The sequence below is a fragment of the Bradyrhizobium sp. TM239 genome (genome assembly GCF_036247985.1).
In the GTDB taxonomy this organism is placed as follows: Bacteria; Pseudomonadota; Alphaproteobacteria; order Rhizobiales; family Xanthobacteraceae; genus Bradyrhizobium; species Bradyrhizobium ottawaense.
Map to the genome: position 1 here is coordinate 142,306 of NZ_BTIR01000021.1, position 15,564 is coordinate 157,869.

Genomic DNA, 15,564 nt, shown 5'->3' on the forward strand with positions numbered 1-15,564 from the left:
CGGACAAGCGGCGACGCGTCAGCGTTGCCGTGCAGAGCCGGGCCCCAGAAGGCGGCATCAACGAAGGCGGAGAGATGGGCCCCGGCTCAGCAGCGCATCGTCGAGGGGCGCTGCGCTGCGTCCGGGGCACGACTGCGCGCTGCGCTCGCAATGACGAGCTTGGGGAGATGCCGCGCGCCTCACGCTCAGCGTCAGCGGGTTTCAGCGCTCCGATGATCCGTCGGTGCCGGTGCGGCGCGGCGGCATTGCGCCGGGCTGCACGCCCGGCCGGGTCTGGCTTGCGCCCGCGCGGGCGCGCTGGCGTTCGCCGTCATGAAGTGACGACTGGTACTTTGCGCGGGTGACGGCGAGCGTCGAGCCGCGCCAGGCCGCCAGCATCACCAGCGCCGAGCGGTCGCTGAGGCGGTCGTAGAGCCGCGACAACCGGTACACCTCGTTCACGGACGTGCCGATCTCCGGCTTGAAGAACAGCAGGATGCGCTGGAAGTTCGGGCTCGGCATGTCGAGCGCGCGCGCGGCGACCGCGAGCGCTTCGCCGCCGGCATCGTCGACGATCTGGGCCGCGACGCGCGAGGGCAGGATCAGGCTGTCGCCGAGCTCGAGGGTGAAGTTCTCGACATCGCCCGCGATCGCCGCCATCTCCAGGATCTGAATCGCGCGCTTGGCGCGCACGGTCGGAATGCGGGGCGCCGCCTTCAGCGGGGTCTGCGCCAGATTGTGCAGGATCAGCGCGCGCTCGGAGGCGCCGGCGCGGAAGAACATGTCGTGGATCTCGGCGGCGTCTTTCGGCTGCATCGCCATGTTCGCGGCCATGCGCAGCTCGGCGTCGGTCGGCGTGCGGGCCGGCGCGGGGGCGGGTGCGGGCATGGGGATCTCGCGGGCGAGCGGAACCCTGCGGCCTTCCTGGGCTGCGACCAGGCCGAGCTTCTGCAAGACCGGGACAGGCGTCGCCGGATAGATCGCGAGCTTGGCCTTGATGGCCGCGCGCGTGGCATCGTCGACCTGGTCGATCAGCCGCGTTGCAAGCTCGGTGAACTGGCGCTGCTCGTCGTCGCTGTGGACGCGCGTCTGCACATAGAGGTCGGTCAGCACGCGCAACAGCGTCGGCCGAACATCGACGCCTTCGCGACGGGACAGCGACATCAGCCCGTCGAATCCGGGAAACAGCGACTTGGTCATGGAGAGATACGCGACCTGGAAGAGATACTCGTCGCCAGCCTATCGCAGGCTCCTTTAAAGGCTCGTTAAGGAAAACGAGGCGTGAAGCCGAACGCTCGATTTGAAGCGATCTCGTGCCGCATCGGGACGCAGCGGCCGGCCCGTGCGGTTACGGTCCGACCGCGACGTTTACACCCCGTTAACCATGAACTGATCTTAATGAATGCATGTTGCATGAGCGCGCCTGATCGCGCGGCAATTGAAGAGAGCTGACATGGGGACCATCATTGAATTTCCGGCCGGTCGCCGGGTGGGCTCGTCGGGGGATGTCGCTCCGCGCGCGGACATGGGAACGATCCTGATCCTTCCCGTCATCCGTATCGAGCGCGAGGCAGACGAAACCAGCGGCGATCACGGGCCGGAGCAGGGCACAGCGCCGGGGCGCCGTCGTCGCCGTCGCTGATTCCGGGCCTTTGCAATGCCGGACACCATCCGCCAGATCCGGTCTGTCCGATCGGCCGTCCTGCTGACGCTGCTTGGCGCTGCGCTCGGTGCCTGTAGCGGCGGCGATTTCGGCCGCACCCGCGCCGACATGCGCAGCGACGACATGCATCGCTGGCTCGGCGCGGAAGTCACCTCCAGCGTCGGCCTGAGGCCTTCGCAATTCCAGCTCACCGACGAGGAGCGCCAGCTGCGCGACCTCGCCTATCCCATGATCGAGCCGCCGCTGTCGCGCCCCGCCTGGAAGAGCGTGTTCGGCGACTACAAGGCGATGCCGTCACCCTGGCGGCAGAAGATCGTGTTCGACCGCACCATGTACGGCCGCACGCTGATCGACGAGCCGCACCGCTCGCATTCCTCGCGCTATGCGCAGCTGATCGAGGACGTCCGCAACGACATCACCCGCTTCGAGCCGTTCTTCGCATCCGCGATCCGCGTCATCGACCTCGACAGGAAGCGCAACGCCAGCATGGCGCGCGTCTCCGCGCTCTCGCCGAGAGAGAGGGACGACGCGGTGGCGCGCATGCAGGAGAACTCGCTGATCGTGCAGTGGGTGCAGCAATGCCTGGAGCAGCGCATCTCGTCCTATCGCTGGGCACTGGAGCGCCTGGTGATCCAGGCCCCCGACGGCATGGCCGCCGATGCCGACCGCCTGATCGGCGAGCTCGCCGCCCAGACCGCCAATCCGCCGGTCCAGGCACAACCGCCCTATGGGCGCGCGGTGGTTTCGAAGGGCTGAGCAGAAAAGACGCTTCGGCGGCACGTATTGAGCGGTCGGAGCCGTCAGCCCGTCGACTTGACTCTCGATCGGCTTGAAGCCGGGCCGGCAACCGCGACCTCCCGCGTGATCCACTCGGCGAAGACGCGGATCGGTCGCCGCTGCTGGCTCGCGCGCGGGAACACCAGATGGTGGCCGATATAGCGGATGTCGACGGAGCGTCCGGCGAGGGGGGCAACCAGCCGCCTTGTGGCGATCTCGCGTTCGGCAAGCCGGGTTGACTCCAGCGTCACGCCGAGGCCGCTCGACGCCATCGCGATCGCCAGGAAGCTGCGATCGAAGCGCATGCCATGAATGGCAGGCGCCTCGAGCCCGTTGGCGGTGAACCATTGGTGCCACTGCACCTGCTTCACTTCCGAGCGGATCAGCACCTGATCGAGCAGGTCCTTCGGCTTGCGGATTTTCTTCGCGATCTCGGGCGTGCAGAGCGGCGTCACGGTCTCTTCGCCGAGCGGAATGACCTCGACTCCCTCGGCTCTCGGCTGCCCGTAGACGATGTCGATGTCGAAATCGTCGTTGCTGAACCGGGCATATTCCGTGCTGGCGGCGAGCCGGACCTCGAGCTGGGGCTCTGCGGCCATGAAGCGGGCAAGGCGCGGGGCGAGCCACTGCGCGGCAAAGCTCGGCGCGCAGTGCACTCTCAGCAATTGCGGGCCGCGGCCCGCGACCTCTTCGATCCCGCGGCGCAGATTGTCGAAGGCGGCGCCGGCATGACGCATCAGGTTCTCGCCCGCCGGCGTCAGACGGACGGCGCGGGCGCTCCGCTCGAACAATATCGTGCCCATCGCGCTTTCGAGCTTGCGGATGGCGTGGCTCACCGCGCTCGGCGTCAAATGAAGTTCGTTCGCCGCATCCCGGAACGAGCCGGTGCGTGCGGCCGCCTCGAACGCGCGGATGGACGATATCGGAATACTGGACAGCAGCATCCGACGAGTGAACCAAATTCACCTATGCAAGACAACAGCGCGTTTGTCAGAAACGAGGCAGGGGCATAATCAACGGGTCAAGAACAGTGGCGCCGTCGGTGCCGGCAACAGCCATTCAGGGAGGATCACAATGCTGCTACGCGGCAAGACAGCCATCATCACCGGAGCGGCCTCGCCGCGGGGCATCGGCCTTGCAACGGCCCGCCGCTTTGCGGCCGAAGGCGCCCGGGTCGCCATTCTCGACATCGACGGTTCGGCCGCGGAAGCCGCCGCGCGCGGGCTCGAACCCGGCACTGGCGCGCCGCATCTTGGCCTCGCCTTGGACGTCACCGACAAGCAGGCCTGCATCAAGACCGTTGAAGCGGTCATCGCGAAATTCGGCCAGATCGACATCCTCATCAACAATGCGGGCGTGACGCAGCCGGTGAAACTTCTCGACATCACCCCTGAAGATTGGGACCGCATCCAGGGCGTCAATTTGAAGGGCATCCTGTTCCTGTCGCAGGCGGTGATCCCGCATATGCGCAAGCGCAGGAGCGGGTCGATCGCGTGCATGTCGTCGGTCTCCGCCCAGCGCGGCGGCGGCATCTTCGGCGGACCGCATTACTCGGCAGCCAAGGCCGGCGTGCTCGGCCTCGCCAAGGCGATGGCCCGCGAATTCGGGCCCGACGGTATCCGCGTCAACTGCGTGACGCCGGGCCTGATCGGCACCGATATCACCGCGGGCAAGCTCACCGACGAGATGCGGACGAAGATTCTCGAAGGCATACCGCTCGGCCGCCTCGGCGAGGCCGCCGACGTCGCGGGCATCTACACTTTCCTCGCCTCGGACCTGTCGGCCTATGTCACCGGTGCGGTCATCGACGTGAACGGCGGCATGCTGATCCACTGAGCGAGGAGGAGATATACATGGCAAAACCGACACTCCCGAACGCGCCGACGCTGGCACAACGCGCCCGCAATATCCGCCGCAACGCCTTGCTGATGGGCGAGGTCCAGGGCCAGGGCTATATCGCCCAGGCGCTCGACATCGCCGACGTGCTGGCGGTGGCCTATTTCCACGCGATGCGCTTTCGCGCTGAAGATCCGGTCTGGGAAGGCCGCGACCGCTTTCTGCTGTCGAACGGACACTATGCGATCGCACTTTATGCGGCGCTGATCGAGGCCGGGGTCATTCCGGAAGCGGAACTCGCGACCTATGGCTTCGACGAGAGCCGTCTGCCGATGTCGGGCATGGCCTCCTACACCCCGGGCATGGAGATGTCCGGCGGCTCGCTCGGCCTTGGCCTTGGCATTGCCGTCGGCATGGCGCTCGGGCTGAAGCGCAAGAAATCGGCGGCGCGCATTTTCACGCTGTTCTCCGACGGCGAGCTCGACGAGGGCTCGAAATGGGAAGCCATCATGTCTGCTGCCCATCACAAGCTCGACAACATCATCGCAATCGTCGACGTCAACAATCAGCAGGCCGACGGTCCCTCCAAGCAGATGCTCGGCTTCGAGCCGCTGGTCGATAAGCTCGAGGCCTTCGGCTGGTTCGTGCAGCGCGTCGATGGCAACGATCTCGACGCAGTGGTGGGGGCTTTCGATGCCGCGACGGCGCATGCCGAGCCGAAGCCTCGCATGATCGTCGCCGACACGTTGATGGGCAGGGGCGTTCCCTTCCTGGAGCAGCGTGAGAAGAACCATTTCATTCGCGTCGAGCCGCATGAATGGCAGCTCGCGCTGTCTGCACTGAACGCGGGAGACCAGCCATGAAGTCCGCCGGATCGACCCCCTCGGCAAAGCCGCGCCTGACCACGTCGGCCATGATCGCCTCGATCGCAGCGGAGGGCCAGCGCACCAAGCCCGCGCCCTTCGGCCACGCGCTCGTCGAGCTCGCCCGCAGCCGCGAGGACGTGGTCGGCATGACCGCCGATCTCGGCAAATACACCGACCTGCACATCTTCGCGCAGGCTTTTCCCAATCGTTACTACCAGATGGGCATGGCCGAGCAGCTGCTGTTCGCCGCAGCCTCGGGGCTCGCCGCCGAAGGCTTCATGCCGTTCGCGACGACCTACGCGGTGTTCGCCTCGCGCCGGGCTTACGACTTCATCCACCAGACCATTGCGGAAGAAGACCGCAACGTGAAGATCGCCTGCGCGCTGCCCGGCCTGACCTCGGGCTATGGACCCAGCCACCAGGCGGCCGAGGATCTCGCCCTGTTCCGCGCGATGCCGAACATGACGGTGATCGATCCCTGCGATGCGCACGAGATCGAGCAGGTCGTGCCGGCGATCGCCGCGCATCGCGGACCGGTCTATATGCGCCTGCTGCGCGGACAGGTGCCGCTGGTGCTCGACGAGTACAATTACCGGTTCGAGCTCGGCAAGGCTGCGTTGCTTCGTGACGGTGGCGACGTCCTGATCATCTCCTCGGGCATCATGACCATGCGCGCGCTGGAGGCGGCCCAGGCCTTGTCGGACGACCGCATTGATGCGGCTGTCCTGCACGTTCCGACCATCAAGCCGCTCGACACCGAAGCGATCCTGCGCGAAGCGGGCAAGCCCGGCCGCCTCGTCGTCGTCGCCGAGAACCACACCGTGATCGGCGGGCTCGGCGAGGCCGTGGCGACGCTGCTGATGCGCGCGGGCGTTCATCCCGCGTTCCGGCAGATCGGACTTCCCGACGAGTTTCTCGCCGCCGGCGCGCTGCCGACGCTGCACGACCGCTACGGCATCTCGACCGCGGAAGTGAAGCGGCAGATCAAGGAGTGGCTGCGCTAGCGGCCCGCCTTCACGATCGAATCGACCGACATGCTTCGCAGCGCCGCTGCGAAGCACGACGGCTGCTGTCCAATGCCGGCGCATCGAGAGCCGGCCAGCAGCAACACGGGCGGTGAAGAGCCGCCTTTAGATCAACCAATCCATGCTCGACAGGAGGAAACGATGACCTTGCGCAAGCCGATAACTCTCAGCCGCCGCAAGTTGCTCATGGCCGGCGCCGCCGTGCCGCTATGTGCCATTCTCACCCGCCCGGCCTCGGCCGCGGAATTCACCTACAAGCTTGCGACGGGGCAGGATCCGACGCACCCCGTCAACATCCGCGCCAAGGAAGCTGCCGACCGCATTCGCGAGGCGACGAGCGGACGGCTCGAGATCAATCTGTTCCCGGCGAACCAGCTCGGATCGGATACCGACCTGTTGACGCAGGTCCGCAACGGCGGCGTCGAGTTCTTCAACCTGTCCTCGCTGATCCTCGCGACGCTGGTGCCGGCCGCAGGCATCGTCAACCTCGGCTTTCTCTTCACGAACTATGACGCGGTCTGGAAGGCGATGGATGGCGAGCTCGGCGCCTATATCCGCGCGCAGATCGCGCGGACGCCGATCATGGCGGTGTCGAGCCCCTGGGATAACGGCTTCCGCCACGTCACGTCGTCCGGCCGCGAGATCAGGACGCCGGACGATCTCAAGAACTTCAAGCTGCGCGTGCCGGCCGCTCCCAATCTGACGTCGTTGTTCCAGGCGCTCGGGGCAGGCCCCGCGCCGATCAATTTCAACGAGGTTTACTCCGCGCTCCAGACCAAGGTGGTCGACGGTCAGGAAAATCCGCTGCCGATCATCGCGACGGCCCGGCTGTACGAGGTGCAGAAGACCTGTTCCCTGACCGGGCATGTCTGGGACAATTACTGGATCCTCGGCAACAAGCGCGCCTTCGAAAAGCTGCCGAAGGATGTGCAGCAGATCGTCACACGCGAGCTGGATCGCTCGGCCAAGGACGAGCGTGCGGACGTCGCCAAGCTCAGCGAGTCCTTGCGCGCCGACCTGACCGCCAAGGGCATGCAGTTCATCGACGTCGACCGCGGCGCATTCCGCCAGGCCCTGGCGAAGACCAGCTTTTACGCCGACTGGAGGGCCAAGTTCGGCGATGAGGCCTGGACTCAGCTCGAGAAAGCGGCGGGCAAGCTGTCATGACCGCGATCAACCATATGCCTGGGATCGATCAGGGCGCCGCGGGTGCGGCGCCTCAATCCCGTGTGCACCGCTGGGCCGTCGCGGCCAACAAGGTGCTTGGTCATGTGGTTGCGATCCCGGCGGCGCTCCTGGTGCTCGCCGAGATCGTCGTTTTGTCGGCCGGCATCGTCGGACGATATGTCTTTCACGCTCCGATCATCTGGGCGGATGAGCTTGCCGGCATCCTGTTCCTGTGGTTCGCCATGCTGGGATCGGTGATCGCGTTCCAGCGCGGTGAGCACATGCGGATGACGGCCATCATCGGCATGCTCCGTCCCGACGCACGTGCCTTCCTGGACGTCGTTGCCGCCGCGGCATCGCTGGCATTCCTGCTGCTGGTGGTCCACCCTGCCTACGAGTTCGCGGCCGACGAGGTGTTCGTCACGACCCCGGCGCTCGAAATCGTCAACAGCTGGCGGGCTGCCGCGTTACCCGTTGGCATCGGATTGATGCTGGTCGCGGCGGTCCTGCGGCTCGCCCGCATCTCGAGCCTGCGCAGCCTGCTCGCGGCTGGGGCGCTCGTCGCCGGCATCATCGCCGCGCTCGTCCTCATCGCGCCGGTATTGAAACCGCTCGGCAATCTCAACCTGCTGATCTTCTTCGTGGTCATCGTCGGCGCCATGGTGCTGGCGGCGGTGCCGATCGCCTTTGCCTTCGGTCTTGCCACCGTCGGATATCTGGCGCTGACGACGAACACGCCCGATGCGGTCATCATTGGTCGCATGGACGAAGGCATGAGCCATCTGATCCTGCTGGCCGTGCCGCTCTTCGTGTTCCTCGGCCTGCTGATCGAGATGACCGGCATGGCGCGGGCCATGGTCGGCTTTCTCGCCAGCCTGCTCGGCCACGTGCGCGGCGGCCTGCATTATGTGCTGGTCGGCGCAATGTACCTGGTGTCGGGCATCTCCGGCTCGAAGGCGGCGGACATGGCCGCCGTGGCGCCGGTGCTGTTTCCGGAGATGACCAAGCGCGGCGCCAGGCCCGGTGATCTCGTGGCGCTGCTCGCGGCGACCGGGGCCCAGACCGAGACCATTCCGCCGTCGCTCGTCTTGATCACCATCGGCTCGGTGACGGGCGTGTCGATCGCGGCGTTGTTCACCGGGGGGCTGCTGCCCGGCATCGTGCTCGCCATCGGTCTCTGCGCCGTGGTCTGGTGGCGATACCGGGGCGAGGACCTGTCGCATGTGAAGCGGGCCACGGGGAGGGAGATCGGCCGCGCCTTCGTCATTGCCATCCCGGCAATGGCGCTGCCCTTCGTCATCCGCGCCGCGGTGGTCGAGGGCGTCGCCACCGCGACCGAAGTTTCGACCATCGGCATCGTCTACTCGGTGCTCACCGGGCTTCTGATTTATCGTCAGTTCTCCTGGCGCCGCCTCTACCCAATGCTGGTGGAGACCGCGTCATTGTCCGGCGCGATCCTGCTGATCATCGGCGCTGCGACAGGGATGGCGTGGGCTCTGACGCAATCGGGTTTCTCGGCCTCGCTTGCAAAGTTCATGACGGCGCTGCCGGGCGGAACGCCTGTCTTTCTCGGCGTGACGATCCTCGCCTTCGTCATTCTGGGCAGCGTGCTGGAAGGCATCCCCGCCATCGTCCTGTTCGGGCCGCTATTGTTTCCGATCGCCCGCCAGGTCGGCGTGCACGAAGTGCACTACGCGATGGTCGTCGTGCTCGCGATGGGTATCGGCCTGTTCGCCCCGCCATTCGGCGTCGGCTATTACGCGGCCTGCGCCATCAGCCGCATCAGTCCCGACGAGGGTATCAAGCCGATCGTCGGCTATATCGTGGCCCTGCTGATCGGCACGCTGATCGTCGCGGCGATCCCGTGGATCTCGACCGGCTTCCTGTGACGCGGAGCCGGGCGGCGCTCACCGCTGCCCGTCATGCACGGAGATCTCCGACGCCTTGAGGCCGCCGATGCGGGCGTGGGGGCGGCCGCCGGTCGCCATCACGAGGCCGAAGGCGATCTCGTCGCGCCGTGGCGCGTCCCACAGCGTCATCTCCGCGGTGCCGAAATGGCTGCGGACATAGGCGGCATGGATGTGGCCGAGCGGCACCATCAGGCGCGTGCCCGGACCGCCGATGGTCTTCGCCGCCGGCACGATTGCTTTGGGTTGACCCAGCACCTCGCGCATGCCGTGGCCGCCGGCTTCATGCCAGACGGCGCCATGCTCGAGCTCGCCGTCTTCGCCGACGATGATGCCCTTGCCATAGGCTTCGATCCGCGGCGCACCGCCGAGCTGTGCGATCAGCGCGCCAGCGAGCTCGCGCCCGAGCTCACGCAAGGCCGCCTGGAACGGCATCAGATCGGGCTCATAGCGGCCGGCGAAAGGATTGCGGATCACCGCGACGGCGGTTCCGACCAGCAGCGGCTTCTCCAGCCGTGGGCCGCGCTCATGCCAGATGGTCTCGACGCTGAGCGCGGTCTTGCGAATATCGTAGGACGACATGCTGAAGCTAGGCCTCGTCCACGACGGGATTGCTGAGCACGCCGATGTTCTCGATCTCGACCTCGACCAAATCGCCGGGCTTGAGGAAGATCGGCGGCTTGCGGGTGAAGCCGACGCCGGCCGGCGTGCCGGTGGCGATGACGTCGCCGGGCACGAGATCGAAGATCGTCGAGCAATATTCGATCAGCCGCGGAATCGAGAAGATCAGCATCGAGGTGTCGGAGGACTGCACGGTCGCGCCGTTGACGCGCGTCTCCAGCTTGAGCTTCGTGGGATCGCCGATCTCGTCCGGCGTGACCAGCCACGGTCCGAACGGGCCGGTGCCGACGAAGTTCTTGCCGGAGGCGATCTGCTGGGCGTGGCGCTGCCAGTCGCGCACGCTGACGTCGTTGTAGATCGAATAGCCCGCGACATGATTCCATGCATCGGTCTGGCTGATATGACGGCCGCCCTTGCCGATGACGACGGCGAGCTCGCCCTCCCAATCGAAATTGTCCGAGACCTTCGGCCGGATCACCGGCGCGTTGTGCGCAACCTGGGAACGCCAGACCCGCAGGAAGATCGGCGGAAATTCCGTGATCTCGCGCTTCATGCCGAACGCCACGGCTTCGTTGTGGTGGTCGAGATAATTGCGCACGGCGCAGACGATCTTCTCGGGCCGCGGGATCACCGGCAGGTATTTGACGTCGCTCAGCGCCAGCGTGGGCTTGTGCCCGGCGACGATCGCCTCGCGCTTGGCGTAGTCATCGCTGCCGAGAAAGTCCGCAAGCGTCGGGTACTGGGGCAGGGCGCGGCCCAGATCCACCACGCCGTTTTCGACAACGGCCCCCCAGCTTTCCCGATTTCCATCCAAGAACGACAGCAGCTTCATGGTTTCGCCCTAACGGTTTCGATTTTCGATCTGACGTATTATTTTCGAAAATTAGGCCGGGCGCAAGTCTGCTGCGTGAAAATGCAGGTCGCCTATTCGGCGTCGAGCAGATGGCCGGCGTATTTGGCGACGTTGTCGGAGGTCGAGCGGATATGGGTCTCGATCAACTGCACGGTGAGATCGGCATTGCGCGAGATGGCGGCCTGCATGATGGCCTGGTGCTCGCCGGCCTTGTCGCGCGGGCGCGGCCGGAAATTGGCGGAGAGATGCCGATAGCGCTCGGCGCGATCGAACAGCTCGGCGCGAATGGCGAGCAGCGTCGCCGAGCCGCAGGCGGAGACCAGCGCCTGGTGGAACTGGCGATGGGCGATCTTCCACTCGGGATCGCGCAAGGGATGCTCGGGATCGCGCTGCTCGATCCGCTTCAATCGGTGCAGTGTGGAGATTACGGCGATTTCCCAGTCGTCATCGCCCCGCTCGATCGAGCGGCGTATCAATTCCACCTCGATCAGCACCCTTGCATCGGTGACCTCCACCAGATCCTGGCGGCTGACCGGCGCCACGCGAAAGCCGCGCTGCTCCTGGGCGTCGACCAGTCCTTCGGCTGCAAGCGCGGTCAGCGCCTCGCGCAGCGTGGTAAAACTCACGCCGAAGCGTTCGCGCAGCACGTCGAAGCGCAGCGGCTCGCCGGGCGGAAGGGCGCAGGCAATGATCTCCTCGCGCAGCCGATGCGTGATGTCGGCGGCGATGGTCTTGCCGAATTCCTTGCGGGGGCGGACGGCGCTCTCGGGCATGGGACCTGTCGCTGAATCGATGCCTCAACATGCCGCGCTAACGACCATCTTGCAATAATTTTCGTAAACGGTATGATTTTCGAAAATATGGTCCGGGGAGCGCGTGAAGTCATGAGGGCGGTGCTGGTGCGTCAGCCGGGTGGGCCGGATGCACTTGAGGTGGTCGAGCGTCCGGTGCCTGTGCCCGGAGCCGGCCAGGTGCAAATCCGGGCCGAGGCGTTCGGGGTCGGTCAACCCGACGTGCTGATCCGGCGCGGCGTCTACAAATGGATGCCGCCGCTGCCGGCCAATCCCGGCAACGACGTCGCGGGGCGCATTTCCGCGCTCGGGTCCGGCGTCGAGGGCTTTGCCGTCGGCCAGAAGGTGCTGCTCAGCGCCCGCGATCTGCCCCAACGCGGCGGCTGCTACGCCGACTATGTGGTCGCGCCAGCGGATGCCGTTCACGCGCTGCCCGACAACGTCGACCTGCAGGCGGCCGTGTGTCTGTCGAACTACCAGGTCGCTTACGCGCTGCTGCACGAGTGCCGCCATCCCCGCGCGCCCGCAAGCGTGCTGGTGATTGGGGCTGCCGGCGGCGTCGGCACGGCGCTGGTGCAACTGGCCAAGCTTGCCGGGATGACCGTCATCGGCACGGTCTCCACCGAGGAGAAGGCCGCATTCGCCAGGGCGAACGGCGCCGATCACATCATCTTCTACCGAAGCGAGGATGTGGTGGCGCGCACCCGAGAGCTGACGAAGGGCGAGGGCGTCGGCCTCGTGCTCGATCACGTCTGCGGGCCCGAATTCACAGCCTATCTCGGCGCGCTCGGCAAATGGGGCACGCTGCTGTCGTACAACGCCTTCGCCGGATTGCCGGAGGAGAATTTGATGGCGGCGATGCGCGATCATCTCGACATCTGTCCGGCGATACGCTGCTTCTCCTTCCACATCTACGATCACGATCGCGACGGCCGACGTGCCCTGATGCGCAGCGTGATCGAGGCCTTGAGCCGCAATGCGATCAAGCCGGCGATCTCGGCAGTGCTCAAGCTCGACGAGGTCAGCAAGGCGCATACGCTGCTGGAGCAGGGCTCCGCGCTCGGCAAGATCATCATGATTCCATGAGGGGGTGGACCGCACGATGAGCACACAAGCACCCATTGCACGCTTCACCCGGCTGCGGCACGCGACCTTCACCTCACCCGATCCGGAGCGGCTGCTCGATTACTACCGCGCCGTGATCGGACTTGGCCTTGTTGCCCGAGACGGAGACCGCCTGTTCCTCGCCAGTGATTCCGAGCAGCTCTCGCTGGTGATCGAGCCCGGCGACGCCGCGCTGAAGAGCATCGCGTTCGAAATATCGCCTGATGTCCAGCTGGAGGCGCTGGGCGCCGCACTGAAGCAGGCGGATCTGCGGCCCGAGATCCACAGCGATTTCCTGCCCGGCGTGTCCAGGCTGCTCTCCTTCACCGATCCCGAAGGCACCCGGTTCGAGCTGATCCAGGGCTGGACGCCGACGCCCGCGCAGGAGCGGATCGGCGCGCTCGCGGTCGCCAAGCTCGGCCATGTCGCGCTGCGCACGCCCGATCCGCGCGCGGCCTCGGAGTTCTATGCCAAATTCATGGGCCTGCGCGTCTCCGACTGGATCGAGGACCGCTTCGTCTTCATGCGCAGCGGCTTCGAGCATCACACGCTCAACTTCGCCCGCGCACCGGTCCGCAGTCTTCATCACTTCGCCTTCGAGTTGCGAGGCCCCGAGCACATGCACCAGGCCTGCGACCATCTCGCGCGGCACAAATTGCCTGTGCTCTGGGGACCGGTGCGTCATGGCCCCGGCCACAACACCGCGATCTACCACCGCAATCCCGATGGACATCTGGTCGAGCTGTTTTGCGATCTCGACCGGATGGTGGACGAGGAGCTCGGCTATTTCGAGCCGCGTCCCTGGCATCGCGATCGTCCGCAGCGGCCAAAAGTCTGGGTCGGGCTGCCGCGCGACGTCTGGGGTATGCCGCCATCGCCTGATTGCACGGAGTTCGCGCGCTAGCGAATTCTATTCGATCTGAATGACGCCGCACGCGCTGCGGCCAACGACATAACAATTGAGGGAGAAGCATCCATGCGAGGGATGAAGCGGCTTGCTGCGGCCATTTTTCTGTTCGGCGGTTGTCTGGTGACCGGCCCGGCATGGGCGGACAATTATCCGTCGCGTCCGATCCGCCTGCTGCATGGCTTTGCCGCCGGCGGCGCCGCCGACACGCTGTCGCGCATCATCGCCGACGGACTGTCGAAGAAGCTCGGGCAGCCGATCGTCGTCGAGGCCAAGCCGGGTGCCGGTGGCAACATCGCGGCGGATGCCGTCGCCAAGGCGGCGCCCGACGGTTACACGCTCGGCCTCGTCACCGGAGCGCACGCGATTTCCGCGGCGACCTACAAGAGCCTCGCCTATCAGCCGGCCGAAAGCTTCGAGATGGTCTCGACGCTGGTCTACTATGCGCTCGTCATCGCCGTGCGCAGCGACTACCCCGCAAAATCGCTCGGCGAGCTCATTGCCATGGCCAAGGCAAAGCCGGGTTCGCTCAGCTTCGGATCGGTCGGCTTCGGCAGCACGCATCATCTTGCGGGTGAATTGCTCAACGCCACAGCCGGCATCGAGATCGTGCACGTACCGTATCGCGGCGATTCGCAATCTACCACCGCGCTGCTTGGTGGCGACGTCCCGGTCATCGTCGGCACGCCCGTCCTGCTCGCCCCGCAGATCCAGAGCGGCGCGATCCGCGGCTTGGCGGTGACGTCGCCGACGCGCACAACGCTGCTGCCGGACGTCCCGACGGTGCAGGAGGCCGGCATCAAGGGCTACGACGTGCGCACCTGGGCCGGCCTGCTGGCGCCCAAGGGCACGCCGCCCGCCATCATCGCCGCGCTCAATGCCGCGACGCTGGACGCGCTCGCCGACCCCGAGCTCAGGCAGCGGCTGGAGACGGCCGTCGGCGGTGAGGTCCGCGGCAGCTCGCCGGAGGAGATGAAGACGCTGATCGAGACCGAGATCGCCAAATGGACCGGCGTGGTCGAGCGGGCGAAGATCCCCAAGATCTGAGCTGAAGCCCGCAGGCGGCCCTCGCTCACGAATGCTTGACCGGGATCAACGAATGCCTCCGGCCTCGGAGTATGTTACTAGGGAGAACATTCCAGTCCGAAGGTAAGTCGATATTGATGCGCCTCGTCCGTACCATCCTGGCATTCGCGATCGCCATATCCTTGGCGATGCTGCCCGTTGGCGCGTCCGCATCCAGCCTTGCCATGTCGTCGGACGACATGCAGGCGACCATGCAGATGGGCAGCGACGCCGGCATGGCGATGGACGATTGCTGCCCCGACATGAAGGGGGCGCCCTCCCAGCCCAGCGGCTACAAATGCGGGATGGGCTTCTGCTGCGTCGGCGGCACCATCGCGCTCGATGCCATCAGGCCCGTCGTCTTCGGGTATTTCGCCGTAGCGGTGAGCACGATCGCCATCCCCGAGGATCAGGTCGTCTCCGTCCGCGGCAGCAGGCCTCCCTTCCGACCTCCTCGAATCTGATCTCGCAACAGCCGAACGCACGCAGCACGCCTGCGCGCGACGACGACTGACGTGTGCGCCATGCGCCACGGCGAAAGATCAGATCATGAGGACAGGACAATGCTCTCCAAATTCAGCACCGCGGCGCTCGCCGCCACCCTTTCGCTTGCCGCTTCCGCCGCGGTGGCGGGCGCCGGCGATTACGCTTTCGAGCCCGTCACTGCGCAAATGAAGAAGGGCGACGACGTCACGCTCTCGGTTCGCCTGACCAACAAGCAGACCGGCAAGCCGGTCGCGGACGCCGTCATCTTCAAGACTCGCGTCGACATGGCCCCGGACGGCATGGCCGAGATGGAATCGGCGGTGGCGCCGCTGCCGTCGCAGGAGCCGGGCGTCTACGCCTTCCGGACGGACCTGCCGATGGCCGGCCGCTACCAGGTCACGCTGTCGGCCAAGGTGCAGGGCGAGGCGGAGACCGTCACCGGCAAGGTGGTCGTCACGGCGACCAAGTGAGCATGCGGACGCCGCGCGCGGCGTCCGAACTCCTCTTTCCCATTCAC

At 66.1% G+C, this 15,564-nt stretch carries 17 protein-coding genes; 12 read left to right on the plus strand and 5 right to left on the minus strand.

Features of this window, described 5'->3' with window-relative positions; translation table 11 throughout:
* Positions 1-201 precede the first annotated feature (201 nt).
* Positions 202-1,179 carry a DUF2336 domain-containing protein gene (locus tag AABA84_RS29525; RefSeq protein WP_212251446.1) on the minus strand — a complete coding sequence of 326 codons (978 nt, stop codon included), beginning with the start codon at positions 1,177-1,179 and terminating at the stop codon, positions 202-204.
* 253 nt (positions 1,180-1,432) lie between these two features.
* On the opposite strand from AABA84_RS29525, the gene AABA84_RS29530 reads away from it, so the two are divergent.
* Positions 1,433-1,621, plus strand: a complete 189-nt coding sequence (locus tag AABA84_RS29530) for a hypothetical protein (RefSeq protein ID WP_018315770.1) — start codon at positions 1,433-1,435, stop codon at positions 1,619-1,621.
* A 15-nt stretch (positions 1,622-1,636) separates the two neighbouring features.
* Positions 1,637-2,398: a hypothetical protein gene (locus tag AABA84_RS29535; protein WP_212251448.1), complete on the plus strand. Its 762-nt coding sequence runs from the start codon at positions 1,637-1,639 to the stop codon at positions 2,396-2,398.
* A gap of 44 nt (positions 2,399-2,442) precedes the next feature.
* Here the strand turns inward: AABA84_RS29535 and AABA84_RS29540 are convergent, their stop codons facing one another.
* Positions 2,443-3,360 (minus strand): LysR substrate-binding domain-containing protein, encoded by a 918-nt coding sequence (locus tag AABA84_RS29540; RefSeq protein ID WP_212251526.1) that lies wholly within the window; start codon positions 3,358-3,360, stop codon positions 2,443-2,445.
* A 133-nt stretch (positions 3,361-3,493) separates the two neighbouring features.
* Here AABA84_RS29540 and AABA84_RS29545 point away from each other — a divergent pair, with 133 nt between their 5' ends.
* The 5 genes from AABA84_RS29545 to AABA84_RS29565 all read left to right on the plus strand — a co-directional run bounded on the left by AABA84_RS29545 (position 3,494) and on the right by AABA84_RS29565 (position 9,202).
* Positions 3,494-4,255, plus strand: a complete 762-nt coding sequence (locus tag AABA84_RS29545; RefSeq protein ID WP_212251450.1) for an SDR family NAD(P)-dependent oxidoreductase — start codon at positions 3,494-3,496, stop codon at positions 4,253-4,255.
* 17 nt (positions 4,256-4,272) lie between these two features.
* Positions 4,273-5,118 carry a transketolase gene (locus AABA84_RS29550; RefSeq protein WP_212251452.1) on the plus strand — a complete coding sequence of 282 codons (846 nt, stop codon included), beginning with the start codon at positions 4,273-4,275 and terminating at the stop codon, positions 5,116-5,118.
* Positions 5,115-6,125 (plus strand): transketolase family protein, encoded by a 1,011-nt coding sequence (locus AABA84_RS29555; protein ID WP_038947835.1) that lies wholly within the window; start codon positions 5,115-5,117, stop codon positions 6,123-6,125. Before AABA84_RS29550 ends, AABA84_RS29555 begins: the two co-directional genes overlap by 4 nt.
* A 162-nt stretch (positions 6,126-6,287) precedes the next feature.
* Positions 6,288-7,313, plus strand: coding sequence for a TRAP transporter substrate-binding protein (locus tag AABA84_RS29560; RefSeq protein ID WP_028142961.1), 1,026 nt, complete (start codon positions 6,288-6,290; stop codon positions 7,311-7,313).
* Positions 7,310-9,202 (plus strand): TRAP transporter large permease, encoded by a 1,893-nt coding sequence (locus tag AABA84_RS29565; protein WP_338313900.1) that lies wholly within the window; start codon positions 7,310-7,312, stop codon positions 9,200-9,202. Before AABA84_RS29560 ends, AABA84_RS29565 begins: the two co-directional genes overlap by 4 nt.
* Positions 9,203-9,220: 18 nt before the next feature.
* Here AABA84_RS29565 and AABA84_RS29570 read toward each other — a convergent pair whose 3' ends face one another.
* The 3 genes from AABA84_RS29570 to AABA84_RS29580 form a co-directional block, all read right to left on the minus strand.
* Entirely contained in the window at positions 9,221-9,802 is a 582-nt protein-coding gene (locus AABA84_RS29570; RefSeq protein ID WP_028142963.1) for an amino acid synthesis family protein, read from the minus strand.
* Between the two features lie 7 nt (positions 9,803-9,809).
* A complete protein-coding gene (locus tag AABA84_RS29575) occupies positions 9,810-10,673 on the minus strand; it encodes a fumarylacetoacetate hydrolase family protein (protein ID WP_338313901.1) in 864 nt (287 codons plus the stop codon).
* 92 nt (positions 10,674-10,765) lie between these two features.
* Positions 10,766-11,467 (minus strand): GntR family transcriptional regulator, encoded by a 702-nt coding sequence (locus tag AABA84_RS29580; RefSeq protein WP_338313902.1) that lies wholly within the window; start codon positions 11,465-11,467, stop codon positions 10,766-10,768.
* A 111-nt stretch (positions 11,468-11,578) separates the two neighbouring features.
* On the opposite strand from AABA84_RS29580, the gene AABA84_RS29585 reads away from it, so the two are divergent.
* The 5 genes from AABA84_RS29585 to AABA84_RS29605 all read left to right on the plus strand — a co-directional run bounded on the left by AABA84_RS29585 (position 11,579) and on the right by AABA84_RS29605 (position 15,517).
* Positions 11,579-12,571, plus strand: coding sequence for a zinc-dependent alcohol dehydrogenase family protein (locus tag AABA84_RS29585; RefSeq protein WP_338313903.1), 993 nt, complete (start codon positions 11,579-11,581; stop codon positions 12,569-12,571).
* 16 nt (positions 12,572-12,587) lie between these two features.
* A complete protein-coding gene (locus AABA84_RS29590) occupies positions 12,588-13,493 on the plus strand; it encodes a VOC family protein (RefSeq protein WP_338313904.1) in 906 nt (301 codons plus the stop codon).
* Positions 13,494-13,565: 72 nt separating this feature from the next.
* Positions 13,566-14,543, plus strand: coding sequence for a tripartite tricarboxylate transporter substrate binding protein (locus AABA84_RS29595; RefSeq protein WP_338313905.1), 978 nt, complete (start codon positions 13,566-13,568; stop codon positions 14,541-14,543).
* A gap of 116 nt (positions 14,544-14,659) precedes the next feature.
* A complete protein-coding gene (locus tag AABA84_RS29600; protein ID WP_338313923.1) occupies positions 14,660-15,025 on the plus strand; it encodes a hypothetical protein in 366 nt (121 codons plus the stop codon).
* A 99-nt stretch (positions 15,026-15,124) separates the two neighbouring features.
* Positions 15,125-15,517, plus strand: a complete 393-nt coding sequence (locus tag AABA84_RS29605) for a FixH family protein (protein WP_212251465.1) — start codon at positions 15,125-15,127, stop codon at positions 15,515-15,517.
* Positions 15,518-15,564: the final 47 nt, after the last annotated feature.

Coding starts and splice junctions, on each gene's coding strand:
- AABA84_RS29525 (WP_212251446.1), bottom strand. CDS start 1,179: ATGACCAAGTCGCTGTTTCCCGGATTCGACGGGCTGATGTCGCTGTCC.
- AABA84_RS29530 (WP_018315770.1), top strand. CDS start 1,433: ATGGGGACCATCATTGAATTTCCGGCCGGTCGCCGGGTGGGCTCGTCG.
- AABA84_RS29535 (WP_212251448.1), top strand. CDS start 1,637: ATGCCGGACACCATCCGCCAGATCCGGTCTGTCCGATCGGCCGTCCTG.
- AABA84_RS29545 (WP_212251450.1), top strand. CDS start 3,494: ATGCTGCTACGCGGCAAGACAGCCATCATCACCGGAGCGGCCTCGCCG.
- AABA84_RS29550 (WP_212251452.1), top strand. CDS start 4,273: ATGGCAAAACCGACACTCCCGAACGCGCCGACGCTGGCACAACGCGCC.
- AABA84_RS29555 (WP_038947835.1), top strand. CDS start 5,115: ATGAAGTCCGCCGGATCGACCCCCTCGGCAAAGCCGCGCCTGACCACG.
- AABA84_RS29560 (WP_028142961.1), top strand. CDS start 6,288: ATGACCTTGCGCAAGCCGATAACTCTCAGCCGCCGCAAGTTGCTCATG.
- AABA84_RS29565 (WP_338313900.1), top strand. CDS start 7,310: ATGACCGCGATCAACCATATGCCTGGGATCGATCAGGGCGCCGCGGGT.
- AABA84_RS29570 (WP_028142963.1), bottom strand. CDS start 9,802: ATGTCGTCCTACGATATTCGCAAGACCGCGCTCAGCGTCGAGACCATC.
- AABA84_RS29575 (WP_338313901.1), bottom strand. CDS start 10,673: ATGAAGCTGCTGTCGTTCTTGGATGGAAATCGGGAAAGCTGGGGGGCC.
- AABA84_RS29580 (WP_338313902.1), bottom strand. CDS start 11,467: ATGCCCGAGAGCGCCGTCCGCCCCCGCAAGGAATTCGGCAAGACCATC.
- AABA84_RS29585 (WP_338313903.1), top strand. CDS start 11,579: ATGAGGGCGGTGCTGGTGCGTCAGCCGGGTGGGCCGGATGCACTTGAG.
- AABA84_RS29590 (WP_338313904.1), top strand. CDS start 12,588: ATGAGCACACAAGCACCCATTGCACGCTTCACCCGGCTGCGGCACGCG.
- AABA84_RS29595 (WP_338313905.1), top strand. CDS start 13,566: ATGCGAGGGATGAAGCGGCTTGCTGCGGCCATTTTTCTGTTCGGCGGT.
- AABA84_RS29600 (WP_338313923.1), top strand. CDS start 14,660: ATGCGCCTCGTCCGTACCATCCTGGCATTCGCGATCGCCATATCCTTG.
- AABA84_RS29605 (WP_212251465.1), top strand. CDS start 15,125: ATGCTCTCCAAATTCAGCACCGCGGCGCTCGCCGCCACCCTTTCGCTT.